The sequence below is a fragment of the Microcoleus sp. D3_18a_C4 genome, assembly GCF_036702415.1.
GTDB lineage: Bacteria > Cyanobacteriota > Cyanobacteriia > Cyanobacteriales > Microcoleaceae > Microcoleus.
In genome coordinates, this window is record NZ_JAUBTI010000082.1 from 19177 (window position 1) to 30928 (window position 11752).

10 protein-coding genes are annotated in these 11752 nt (G+C 46.4%); 7 read left to right on the top strand and 3 right to left on the bottom strand.

The features are described from left to right. Positions 1 to 839: 839 nt before the first annotated feature. The 4 genes from QUB16_RS25620 to QUB16_RS25635 all read left to right on the top strand — a co-directional run bounded on the left by QUB16_RS25620 (position 840) and on the right by QUB16_RS25635 (position 7007). Positions 840 to 2273: an MFS transporter gene (locus QUB16_RS25620; protein ID WP_333320485.1), complete on the top strand. Its 1434-nt coding sequence runs from the start codon at positions 840 to 842 to the stop codon at positions 2271 to 2273. A 566-nt stretch (positions 2274 to 2839) separates the two neighbouring features. After that, positions 2840 to 3883: a DUF2235 domain-containing protein gene (locus tag QUB16_RS25625; RefSeq protein WP_333320487.1), complete on the top strand. Its 1044-nt coding sequence runs from the start codon at positions 2840 to 2842 to the stop codon at positions 3881 to 3883. A gap of 75 nt (positions 3884 to 3958) precedes the next feature. Further along, entirely contained in the window at positions 3959 to 5605 is a 1647-nt protein-coding gene (locus QUB16_RS25630) for a peroxidase family protein (RefSeq protein WP_333320489.1), read from the top strand. 199 nt (positions 5606 to 5804) lie between these two features. Next, positions 5805 to 7007, top strand: a complete 1203-nt coding sequence (locus QUB16_RS25635) for a catalase (protein ID WP_333320491.1) — start codon at positions 5805 to 5807, stop codon at positions 7005 to 7007. A gap of 486 nt (positions 7008 to 7493) precedes the next feature. On the opposite strand, the gene rpsD is transcribed toward QUB16_RS25635, so the two are convergent. Both rpsD and QUB16_RS25645 read right to left on the bottom strand, forming a co-directional pair. Further along, positions 7494 to 8102: a 30S ribosomal protein S4 gene (rpsD, locus tag QUB16_RS25640; RefSeq protein WP_172190738.1), complete on the bottom strand. Its 609-nt coding sequence runs from the start codon at positions 8100 to 8102 to the stop codon at positions 7494 to 7496. A gap of 72 nt (positions 8103 to 8174) precedes the next feature. Beyond that, the gene (locus QUB16_RS25645; protein WP_333320493.1) at positions 8175 to 8450 is read right to left on the bottom strand and encodes a hypothetical protein; all 276 of its coding nucleotides are present in this window, start codon (positions 8448 to 8450) and stop codon (positions 8175 to 8177) included. 67 nt (positions 8451 to 8517) lie between these two features. Between QUB16_RS25645 and QUB16_RS25650 the strand changes: the two genes are divergently transcribed. Both QUB16_RS25650 and QUB16_RS25655 read left to right on the top strand, forming a co-directional pair. After that, a complete protein-coding gene (locus QUB16_RS25650) occupies positions 8518 to 8928 on the top strand; it encodes a hypothetical protein (protein WP_333320495.1) in 411 nt (136 codons plus the stop codon). Positions 8929 to 9119: 191 nt separating this feature from the next. Continuing rightward, positions 9120 to 9467 (top strand): rhodanese-like domain-containing protein, encoded by a 348-nt coding sequence (locus QUB16_RS25655; RefSeq protein WP_333320497.1) that lies wholly within the window; start codon positions 9120 to 9122, stop codon positions 9465 to 9467. Positions 9468 to 9670: 203 nt separating this feature from the next. Here the strand turns inward: QUB16_RS25655 and QUB16_RS25660 are convergent, their stop codons facing one another. Next, a complete protein-coding gene (locus QUB16_RS25660; RefSeq protein ID WP_333320498.1) occupies positions 9671 to 10069 on the bottom strand; it encodes an AAA-like domain-containing protein in 399 nt (132 codons plus the stop codon). A gap of 302 nt (positions 10070 to 10371) precedes the next feature. On the opposite strand from QUB16_RS25660, the gene metK reads away from it, so the two are divergent. Further along, a complete protein-coding gene (gene metK / locus QUB16_RS25665; protein WP_333320500.1) occupies positions 10372 to 11634 on the top strand; it encodes a methionine adenosyltransferase in 1263 nt (420 codons plus the stop codon). Positions 11635 to 11752 lie beyond the last annotated feature (118 nt).

Consider the following 11752-nt stretch of genomic DNA (forward strand, 5'->3'; position numbering starts at 1 on the left):
ATTGTTTTGGCCCTTGGGAGGAGTTGTTTGAGGCCGAACTCGAGCTATTTTTGGCAGGCGAAATGCTGCGATCGCTTCCTTGTTAAGCCCTAAAACCTACTTTTTTACAACTGGCAAATTTATCAAGGAAATTGGGTCTAAAACCCTGTCCTTCTAGGACGGCTTTAATTTCTTAAATCCCTTCCTAAAAGTCAGGAAATTTCTAGTATACTAGAGTTGTCAAGGTTAGACTCCTGCGCCCGGAGTGCATAAAAACAGTTAACGACACACTTTGGCGCGTAAACCGGGGGACAAAGAGCGGCGAAAACTCTCTAAACAGCTAGGGGCTTAACACAGTTCCTTTAACCACAGAAACAAACTATTTAGTGTTGTTAAGTAGGGTAGGGCATACCCCAACTCTAGGTAAATATCCTAGTACGCTTTTGGAGATAGACCCTAGGCGGGTTGCTGTGAGTTGAACTCGTCAATTGGTATTTTGTACGGTTGAAAGGTTTAAGAAGTGCCGAAAGGACATAGCGCTTAAAGGTCAGTCGATGAATTAAGAATCCCTACGCCTTTAGGCTGGGGAGTGTCAAATCTCCCAAGCGGTTGATGTCCTAGCGATCGCTTGCCATCTATATTAATAACCATTACCCGGAAGTGCCAGTCTAGCTTTCAAGCTCACACCTTGAAGGCGGGGCTGGTTTTATCTTAAGAGGCTAGCTCAGAAATTTTGAGCATAAAGATTAAATTTTATTGACACCTGCGCGTGAAAAATAATTTAACGATCGGCCAGCCTCAAACCTTTGCCACACCAGGATTGGGCCCTTCTTTAATCTACGACTAAAATCCTATTACTTATGTTTGAACCAGTTGCAGAGTTAAATGAACCTCTATCTCTTCAGACTCCTGAAATACTAGACAATCAAATATCTCAGCTCGTTTTATCTGCAAAAACCGATCTCAAAATTTCTAAACAAGAGGTTCGATCGACCCTGAAAGCCTCAACTCTAGACGGCGTTTTTGCCGCTGTCTTCGAGTCGGCGACCGGTGGCGTGCTGCTGAGCAACTTCTTGCTGCAACTCGGCGCCAGTAGCGTGGAAATAGGTATATTCTCTGCTATTCCGATGGTGGTAAATCTCCTGCAACCATTAGGAGCCTACATCGCAGATCGGACAACCAGCCGCCGCTGGTACAACCTATTTGTATTCGGCGTGTCGCGGCTGCTGTGGCTGGTGCTGGCGGTGGCAATTGTTTGGGGTTCCCAGCACGCAGACCTCCACCAACTGCTGCAATGGACGCTGGTAACAGTCGTAGCAGCTAGCGTGCTGGCAGCTTTTGCCAATTCTAACTGGTTCAGTTGGATGGCTGCCGTGGTTCCTCAGCGCTTGCGGGGACGCTATTTTGGCTTTCGCAACAGTGCTGTCAGCCTCATCACTTTGCTGGGAGTGCCGTTGATGGGATTGGAAGTCTCAACTTGGGACGGCGGCCCAATTTTGGGCTACGGTATTGTTTTATTGGTGGGTGTTTTGGCGGGAATGATTAGTTTGGGCTGTCAATCCTTCATGGTTGATGTGAATCCGCAGGTATACAAAAAAGATGCACAGAGCGATCGACTTACAGAGAAAAAAGCAAAGCAAATAACAGATTTTGTGCCTTCTGTGCTGAAAGATTCTAATTTTTTAATGTTTATTCTTTACTTCAGTGTGTGGACATTTGCTGTTAATCTCAGCGCGCCTTTTTTTAATATCTACCTGCTGAAAAATTTAAGCTTGGATGTGAGTTTGGTAACGATTTACACCAGCTTAAGTTCCGGGGCAAATCTACTGCTGCTGATGTTTTGGGGTAAGTTGGCCGATCGCTGGGGAAATCGCCCCCTGCTAATTGCTGTTGGCCTGGTGGTGGCCCTAACGCCTTTGCTGTGGTTGGGTACGGGAAATTACCCGTTTGCCCTGTGGGTGTGGCTGCCGCTGCTGCACTTGTTGGGGGGAACGACTTTAGGCGCGATCGCGCTGTGTACTAACAATATTCAAATGGAGATCGCGTCGATCGAGCAACCTTCGACTTATTTTGCGATCGGCGCAGCGGTTTCGGGAGTATCTGGGGCTTTGGGAACTACCGCCGGTGGCTTTCTTGCCGAACTTCCGGGCATGAGTTTGGGAGCAGTGTTTGCCCTCTCGGCTACTGTGCGGCTGATTGCTCTTCTGCCTTTGGTTTTGGTGCGAGAACCTCGTAGCCAGTCGCTGCGGTCGATCGTCCCCACTTTTGGAAGTTTCAAATTTAACCGGGGCTAGGAAGTTTTCGCACAAATTTGCCGATCGACAAACCAGAAACACCCACATATTGTTAAAAACTTCAAGCCGATCGCAGAAAACCTGAGAGTCGCTGAAACAAATTTTAACCTCAACAGAGCATCGAACCTGATACCTGTGTAGCCAATACCTCACTATTATCTTGCAGCCAACGGACAAATCGATAAGATATAGCTGTTTGACAAACTGACAAGGCAGAGCGTAAATGTGTTGCAAGGTTTGTTAGCTAGGGCGTCGGAGCGCTACTTCTGTTAGGAGAATTGAGGATTTTCCCAGAACCCAACCTACTATTTCACGCTCTTTTTTTTAGTTAAGAAATATAAAGAAAATTAACATTTTAATACAGCCAACTAGACTGGATGGTGTTTTGAGACTACTATCCTGAGAATCGAAAAAGCTAAAGATTGCCAGCAAAATATCGATTTCCAGCAATCAATGATCGGCGATCGCTGTCAGGCGATAGAAACACCGGAATTGGCAATTCTCTTGTAACCGATTACCAAAGACAGGTCGCTCTCAAATTTCAAATTCAAAGAGAGAATATAAAAATGACGAAACCAGGGAAACGTCTGATAGTTTGCTGTGATGGAACTTGGAACAAACTAGATACTCAGTGCCCAACTAATGTGGTTAGGCTTGCCCAGGCCGTGAAACGGACAGCCAGTGACGGGGTTCCGCAGATTGTGTTTTATGACGAGGGAATTGGAGTAGACAGTAACAAGATTGTGGGCGGAGTTACTGGGCTGGGAATCGATAAAAATATACAAGATGCCTATCGTTTTCTTTCTTTCAACTACGATCGCGGTGACGAAATCTATCTATTCGGGTTCAGTCGCGGTGCTTACACAGTCAGGAGTCTAGCTGGGATGATCTATTGCTCGGGTCTCCTATCCCGCCGTTATGTTACCAAGGCATCAGAAGCTTACGAGCTTTACCGTAACCGAGGCATTAAACCAAATGATGAGGAAGCAAAGAGGTTCCGCAAAGAAAACGGCAAAGATCGGGGCGATCGCGTCCCGATTACCTTGCTTGGTTGTTTCGACACCGTTGGAGCCCTTGGTATTCCTCTTGTACCCGCCTTGAAGAAGTTTGAGGGACAGATCAAAACAAGGTACAAATTCCACGACACCACTTTAAATAAGGATATTGAGAATGCGTTGCACGCCGTTGCGATCGACGAAATTCGCGAAGTCTTTGATGTTACTCTGATGAAGAAAAATCCTGATGCCCCGAAGCAGAAGCTTCGTCAAGTTTGGTTTCCAGGCGCGCATAGCTGCATCGGCGGTGGTACGCCAGAATCCCGCGGGTTATCCGATGCTGTCTTGAAGTGGATGTTGGATCAAATCAGTGACTTTGAATTGAAGCTTGAATTCGAGCCAGATGCCATTGAGGATATCAAGCCTGATTATAAGGTTCCATTTCAAAACAATCCTGGGTTCTTCAAATTGGCAGGAATCAAGTGGCGCGAGGTGGGGGATACCATTGACGATCTTCATGAAAGCACGATCGAGCGATTGAAAAAACGCCAAGACTATCGGCCTAAAAATCTGCAAAAGATTCTCTCAAAAGTAATTGAAAATGTAAAACAATGATAAAACTTTATCAAGCTCTCAGAACCGAACATAAGAAGACGATCTAATCTACAACAATCGAAAGGAAAAGCAATCATGACAAGAGATACATCTAGAGATGGATTGAGCAACAAAGCTTTAGCATATACGTTGACTCATTTCAAACCAATTTGGAACTTAGTTCAAAGTTACGAGCCTCTGAAACGTAAACTCAACAAATTTTTTCTCAATAGTATCATTTACAAACTTCCGACTCGCCCGCTTCCCTATAGCTTAATGGGCTTAGATCCCAAAATTCCCGGAACAGATATTCCCAAGAAAACTGATACCTACATCTCTTGGGATTCACTTACAGACAAGACTTATACTGGGCGACATTTACCTCCAGACCCAGAATTTAACAAAGAAGGGAATTTACCACCACTGGGCAAATTAAAGACCTTATTCCAAAAAAGAGACGGAAAAACCATTTATTCGGAAAAATCGACTCTGCTATTTCCCTATTGGGTGCAGTGGTTTACAGATAGTTTTCTGCGGATCGATCAGCAAAACCGCTTCAAAAACACCTCCAACCATCAGATTGATATGTGTAATGTTTACGGGTTGACCCGCAAACAAACAAATATGCTCAGAGCTTTCAAAGACGGGAAATTTAAAACCCAAAAACTCAAGCGCAAAGATGGCGTAGAAGAAGAGTATCCACTCTTTTATTATGCCGATCCTGAGCAGGGTATTATCGATCCTCAATTTGAAGGTCTTCATGCACCCCTTAATGATGAGAAAAGACAACCCCCCGAAAAGAAAGGCAAGCTATTTGCAATGGGAGTTGAACGGGCAAACGTCCAAGTTGGCTATGTTATGCTCAACACTTTATGTATCAGGGAGCATAATCGAATTTGTGATGTTTTGTCCAAAAGCTATCCGGAATGGGACGATGAGAGGCTCTTCCAAACCGCGAGAAATATTCTCATGGTGATTGTTCTCAATATCATTATGGAAGAGTACATTTTCCACATTACGCCCTATAATTTTAGGTTCTTTGCCGATCCTGAAGCTTTTACGAAGGAAAGTTGGTATCGAGAAAATTGGATGGCGATTGAGTTTAGTTTTGTCTATCGCTGGCATAGTGCAGTTCCGGAAACCTTTACCTATGACGGCAAAGAAAAATCCATGTACGATTCCCTCTGGAATAATCAGATGTTAATCGATAAAGGGTTGGGTGCATTGATGGAAGAAACTTGTTCCCAACCAGGCACTAGAATTGGTTTGTTTAACACACCTGATTTTAAGATCGCAGGAACACCCTATACATTTATTGATGCTACCGAACTAGCATCTGTTAAACTCGGACGGCAGGCGCAGTTAGCCAGTTATAACGATTACCGCGAAATGTGTGGTTATCCCAGGGTGACTGATTTCAATCAAATTACGGGTGACGAATACGCTCAACAGAAATTAAAAGAGTTGTACGGTCATGTTGATAAGATTGAATTATTTGTCGGATTGTACGCTGAAGATGTCCGAGAAAATTCAGCAATTCCGCCTTTAGTAGCACGGATAATTGGCATTGATGCTTTCTCCCAAGCTTTAACTAATCCTTTGTTATCGCCTAAAGTCTTCAATAAGGAAACTTTTTCTGAGGTTGGTTGGGAAATTATCCAAAATACCAAAACAGTCTCTGATTTAGTGAATCGTAATGTTCCTCCAAGCGATCCTAAGTACAAAGTCTCCTTCGATCTTTAAGTTGTAGCTGACAACTAAGACTCAAGGTAGTGGGGGGCGCAAAGACACCTGCGCCCTCAAAAATGAGGAAGAAAAAGGCGATCTTTTCGCAAGCGATCGGCTACGGCAATTCGCGAGCAATTGCACCAGCATTTATACTGTTTAACAGATGCAAGGGTTTGTGTAGAGCCTTTTTTATCGATTAACCGAAGGTTATGTTATGAGCAAGAAGTTATTTACCGAATATCCCGAACAGGACGAGATCAAATACTACGATCTTTTGGTTGAGCAGGCCAAGCTTCGGATGGATAATCTTTACGGGGATAAGGAGCGGGCGCTGCGAGATACTCACGCCAAAGCTCATGCCTGCGTTAAAGGAACTCTGGAAATTTTTGACTTTGATGAGGAAGCGATTAAACGGGAATTGGGCAAACGCGCTTCGTTAAGTTCTTCGCGACTCAATGCTATTTCCCTTAAGCAAGGTTTGCTAGCAAAACCCAAAGAATATCCTGTTTGGTTGCGATTTGCTAACGGGGCTACCAAAGTATACCCTGATTACCAAAAAGATTCGCGCTCAATATCAGTGAAAGCGATCGGGGTGGAAGGGGAACGACTGGCGCACAGCCACGAGTCAAAAACCCAGGACATCATTGTTCACAATTCAGAAATATTTGTGAGCCAAACCATCAAAGATTACTACGGCTTTTTTTCGGCTCTTGTTGAATCACCAGAGACATTGAAAAAGTGGCTAATCCGACATCCCAGACACTTTTTAGCGGTCTCGACGCTTACGGGTAGCCGGACTCCGAAGAGTTTGCTAACAGCCAAATATTGGAGCGGTTCACCCTCTGCTTTGGGTCTAAATCCCGATTTCGATCCCTCTAAGCCGGGTGTAGTTCCGGTCGAATATCCTGCTGTAATTAAGTATGGGTTTACTCCGGTTTCATGCAAACCACCGCACGAGATAATTCCTGAACAATCTCGACCGGGAATTCCTAAATTTCCCTTTGTCGATCGCGCTAAAGCCTTGGGTTTAGATCCCAATAAGCCAGACAATTATTACCGGGACGATCTCATTCAAGCCTTGGCGAAACCTGACGCTCAATACTGTTGGGATTTTGGCATTCAGTTCCAAACCAGCCTAAAAATGCCGATCGACGATGGCATCAATGTCTGGAAGGAAAAGGAATCACCCTTCTTGAGAGTAGGTCGTCTCACCGTCAAGCATCAGATTATTGATTATGAAAAACAATCTGATTTCAACGAAAACCTGAGATATTCTCCCTGGAACGGCTTAGCAGTTCATCGTCCAGTAGGTGCGATCAATCGGATACGCGGTGTTGTTTACCCCGTTGTAGCGAATTATCGCCTTCAAAAGCGAGGTCTTGTCCACCAAGAACCCACCGGAGAAGAAACTTTTTAAGGGAATAATTTGAGGCTGGGACATCATTTAATGCCATCAGCCTGGTTTCGTCTGAGCAAATGGCAACTCAAAGAAGTTAACAAGCGAAACATTCAAAAAATCCCATCCCTTTTTAGGGGGTGGGAGTGTTGAAAATTCTGAATTTTTAGTCCTCAGTCTTCAGTCGTCAGTTTTGTGTCAGTAGAAATTGATTAATTCCCCTAGGGACACGGCGCCGTGTCCAAGGCGTGTCAACTTATTAAGAGTAAAACCCTTGATAAATCTCGCTTTTAGCCTAGTCTCGATCCCCCTCGCATCCCCCTTAAAAAGGGGAGTAGGGGTTGACTTTGAGCAAGTTCTTGTCCCCCCCTTGTTAAGGGGGGCTAGGGGGGATCTAAGTTTAATAGTCAAAAGCCGTCTGTGACTAGGTTTGACGTTAAGTTTACACCAACTAAACCTGGAATACGCTGTAATAATTCCACCTTCAACCAACTGATGACTAATAACTTAAGCTTGCCGTGAGTAGTATTCCACCACTAGCAGTTCGTTAATTTGTAGAGCAATCCACTCGCGTTCGATAACGCCATTAACTTTGCCAACCAGTTTTTGCTTATCAAATTCCAAGTGATTCGGCAAGTGAGCCAAGCCTGGGTCTTTGAGATTAGCTTCTACCATTGTGCGCGAGCGCTCTCTATTTTTCACAGCAACCACATCACCAGGCTTGCACTGATAGCTGGCGATATTGACTTCACGGTCGTTGACAGTTATGTGACCGTGATTTACCAATTGTCTAGCGGACGGAATGGTTGGAGCCATTCCCATCCGAAACACAGTATTGTCCAAGCGCATTTCCAAAAATTGCAGTAACACTTGACCTGTGGAGCCCGTGACACGGCGGGCTTTGCGGACGTAACGGAGCAATTGGCGTTCCGTCACACCGTAATTGAAACGGAGTTTTTGCTTTTCTTGCAAGCGAACCGCATACTCAGAGAGCTTTTTGCGGTTTTGACCGTGCTGTCCAGGCGGATAATCTCGTCTGGGGGTTTTGCGGGTTAGACCCGGCAACTCTTTCAGGCGACGGACGATTCTCAATCGGGGGCCTCGATATCGAGACATTTATTTTCCTCTCTAATATCTGTATGCAATATTTATGCAGACTCTATATTATATGTTGGTAACGGTCAAAATTCAAATAAAGATCGATAAAAAAACGATCGACCGCAGGGCGATCCATAATGTGCGGTAAATTCTGAAGGAAAAGCCGATCGCTCGATCGCCCCAATCAGCCAAAAAACTCACTACTCGATCTGCCATGCACAACCGCAATTTTTCCCACACTTCTTCCCCAAAGCCAGCACCGACAGGCTCAAGCCCTACCACGCGCTGGATATTGGCTCTCGGCACGCAGCTAGCAGCACTCGGTTTGTTAGCAACAACACTGCCAATCTCGCCAGCATCAGCCATCACTATTAGAATCCCTCGCTCTAGGAATCCCTATCGCGTCTGCGCCCTGGAACTAATCGAAGCCGGAGTGGGGGCAGAGGCAGCCGCCGGCGCTTGTGCTGACGCCCTCCGCCCCCGCGACATATCTAAATGCGCCCTCCAAATCAACCGCAAAACCAATATTTCTGGGGTCGAAGCGCTCTCTAGCTGTCGGCGGGTGAGGCGTCCCAACGAATTGGCTACTTGCGTAGTGAATATTAACGGCAAAAGTCGAACTCAACCGGCAGATCCCCTCCTAGTGCTCGATGGATGCCGCCGCAGTTTATTGCCACAACAGTTTGCTGAATGCGTAGTCGGTTTGAGCGGCAGGCTCGAATTTCCCACTGACCGGTTAATCGCCACTTGTCTTGACCCCAGGGGCAGCGTGAGCCAGTTGGACGGGCGCCCTGCACCTACCCCTCCTGTGGAGCTAATTTCACCGCCTTCGCCCCTCAATTAATCACTGTTAACAGTTGGCTGTTGACTGTTAACTGATGACTGATGTCCGATCGATTAACAATAATATCCTGGTCGGGGCGGGTTTTTGAGATTGTCCATTATTGGCAGGTATTGTTGGTGAACCCGCCCCTACAAAAATCGCGGTCGCTCGACCGGACATGATATGACTAATGACTACTTTTTCCTAATCAAATGTCAGAAATTTTTGCTCAAATTACAGTCGAAGAATTAGCTCGCCAATTAGCAGAAACCAATGCTGAGAAATTGCAGCTTGTAGATGTGCGGGAACCTCACGAAATTGAACTCGCGGCGCTGCCGGGATTTGTAGCTTTTCCGTTGAGCGAGTTTGCCGAATGGTCTGGTGAAATTGACGCTAGACTCGATCGCGACACAGAAACCCTAGTTCTGTGCCATCACGGAGTGCGATCGGCTCAAATGTGCCACTGGTTAGCTGCTCAAGGATTTACTAACGTTAAAAATATCGTTGGCGGTATCGATGCTTACTCAATGGTGGTCGATCGAACCGTCCCCCGCTATTAACATCAAATCCAGTTTTTAACTATCGTTTTCTTCAGAGTCGGCGCAGGCGGACTTTGTAAGCTAATCCGCATTTAAGTTGCATAGTAAAATAAATTTTTTCTTTTGTGGGGAGTAGGGGTTGGGCAGGAGAACCCGCCCTCAACATACAAATTAAATGCACAACAGGTTATGTGTAGAAACGAATTATATTCCCCCGGAACTAGCTAATTAACAGCAGCAAATCGAAAATTTAAAAGCGTACTCATAGTGAGCCGATCGCGCCCGTGCCTTTTCGAGTCATAAAGAGCCTCATCGGCCGCCAGTACCAGCGTTGCTGCATCATTTTCCGGCCCCGGAACAACGCTGGCAATTCCCCAACTAATTGTTACCACAGCACGATCGACTGCCGCGTGAATTATCCGCAGCATCAGCGAACTTTTGCCCATTTTTTTGGGAGCTTTAATGCGAACAAGGCCTCCGGGTTTGCTAATTTCTGCACAGGCCAGGGCTTCGGCCCCTGAGCGCTCAATATAAAATCTAGAGTCAAGCGGTATGGGGCCGCCGGGAAATTCTAGCTGGGCAACTGTTTGGATCGAGTTTGGTGATTTTTGGAGTCCTGCCATAGTCCTTGCACAAGGCGATACCCTGACTGTATCTTAACTTTGTCAGGTTAGGAGCTAGACGAGCGGTGTCCAAGATCGATCGACAATCCTACAAAATCTAAGTTTTTAGGGACTTGCCGGAACTGACTTTGCTATAGTAGTGTCACTTTACCCAATATCAAATGCTGCTTCAACACGGCTCTGCAGATCGACAAAAATTCGACGGTAGCCCAGACGCGATCGTTCTTGGTCTTTACCGGAAAAATAACTCGTCGGTCGTCGAGGTCGCGCAGGAAGAGCCCCTATCTAAGGAGAAATAATCATTGTCACGCCGCTACCTGTTTACCTCTGAATCGGTCACTGAAGGCCATCCCGATAAAATCTGCGATCAAATTTCAGATACGATTTTAGATGCCTTACTGACTGAAGACCCCAAAAGCCGCGTCGCAGCCGAAGTAGTCGTCAACACCGGCTTAATGCTGCTGACGGGCGAAATTACCACTAAAGCTCAGGTAAATTACATAGAATTAGCCCGGAAAAAAATAGCCGATATTGGCTACATCCACGCTGACAACGGCTTTTCGGCCAATAGTTGCTCAGTGTTGGTGGCTCTTGATTCTCAGTCTCCCGATATTGCTCAAGGGGTGAATACAGCCCACGAAAGCCGGGAACAATCGAGTGAAGAGGAATTAGACGCCATCGGCGCTGGCGACCAAGGTTTGATGTTCGGCTTTGCTTGCAACGAAACGCCGGAATTGATGCCTCTGCCGATCAGTTTAGCGCACCGGATTTGCCGTCAACTGGCCGCAGTCCGCAAAACCGGTCAGTTATCTTACCTGCGTCCCGACGGCAAAAGCCAAGTTACGGTGATTTACGAGGACGGCAAACCTGTTGGCATAGATACGATTTTAATTTCTACCCAGCACACCGAAACGATCGGCGACATCACAGAAACAGCCGCAGTTCAAGCCAAAATCAAAGAAGACCTGTGGGCTGCTATCGTCGAACCGGTGTTTGCCGATATTAGCGTGAAGCCGGATTCAGAAACTCGCTTCCTTGTCAACCCCACCGGCAAATTTGTGGTCGGCGGGCCTCAAGGAGATTCGGGTTTGACGGGCCGCAAAATTATTGTGGATACCTACGGCGGCTATTCCCGCCACGGCGGTGGCGCTTTTTCTGGGAAAGACCCCACTAAGGTAGACCGCAGCGCGGCTTATGCTTGTCGCTACGTTGCTAAAAATATCGTAGCGGCCGGTTTGGCCCAAAAGTGCGAAGTGCAGTTGAGTTATGCGATCGGCGTTGCGCGACCTGTTAGCATGATGATCGAAACTTTTGGCACTGGAAAAGTTGATGACGAGCGCCTTTTAGAAGTTGTGAAGCAGCATTTTGAACTGCGTCCTGCGGGAATCATTCAGGCATTTAACTTGCAGAATTTGCCTGCTGAAAGAGGCGGCCGTTTCTATCAAGATGTGGCGGCTTACGGTCACTTCGGACGCACTGATTTAGATTTGCCTTGGGAGGCAACTGATAAGGCGGAACTTTTGAAAGAAGCTTTGAGCCAGAAGTTGTCTGGAGTAGCTGGATAGTAGAATTTTGGGGTGCGCGTAGCGCACCTTATCCATAAATAATATCGGGAGCATCTCAGTTTTGCATTTACAGTGCGAGCGTCCCCGCTCGCGTATTGTACAATACGCGAGCGGGGAC

What these genes read in the sequence shown, in the direction of transcription:
- QUB16_RS25620 (WP_333320485.1), top strand. Translation starts at nt 840, where the DNA reads ATGTTTGAACCAGTTGCAGAGTTAAATGAACCTCTATCTCTTCAGACT.
- QUB16_RS25625 (WP_333320487.1), top strand. Translation starts at nt 2,840, where the DNA reads ATGACGAAACCAGGGAAACGTCTGATAGTTTGCTGTGATGGAACTTGG.
- QUB16_RS25630 (WP_333320489.1), top strand. Translation starts at nt 3,959, where the DNA reads ATGACAAGAGATACATCTAGAGATGGATTGAGCAACAAAGCTTTAGCA.
- QUB16_RS25635 (WP_333320491.1), top strand. Translation starts at nt 5,805, where the DNA reads ATGAGCAAGAAGTTATTTACCGAATATCCCGAACAGGACGAGATCAAA.
- rpsD (WP_172190738.1), bottom strand. Translation starts at nt 8,102, where the DNA reads ATGTCTCGATATCGAGGCCCCCGATTGAGAATCGTCCGTCGCCTGAAA.
- QUB16_RS25645 (WP_333320493.1), bottom strand. Translation starts at nt 8,450, where the DNA reads ATGGCTGATGCTGGCGAGATTGGCAGTGTTGTTGCTAACAAACCGAGT.
- QUB16_RS25655 (WP_333320497.1), top strand. Translation starts at nt 9,120, where the DNA reads ATGTCAGAAATTTTTGCTCAAATTACAGTCGAAGAATTAGCTCGCCAA.
- QUB16_RS25660 (WP_333320498.1), bottom strand. Translation starts at nt 10,069, where the DNA reads ATGGCAGGACTCCAAAAATCACCAAACTCGATCCAAACAGTTGCCCAG.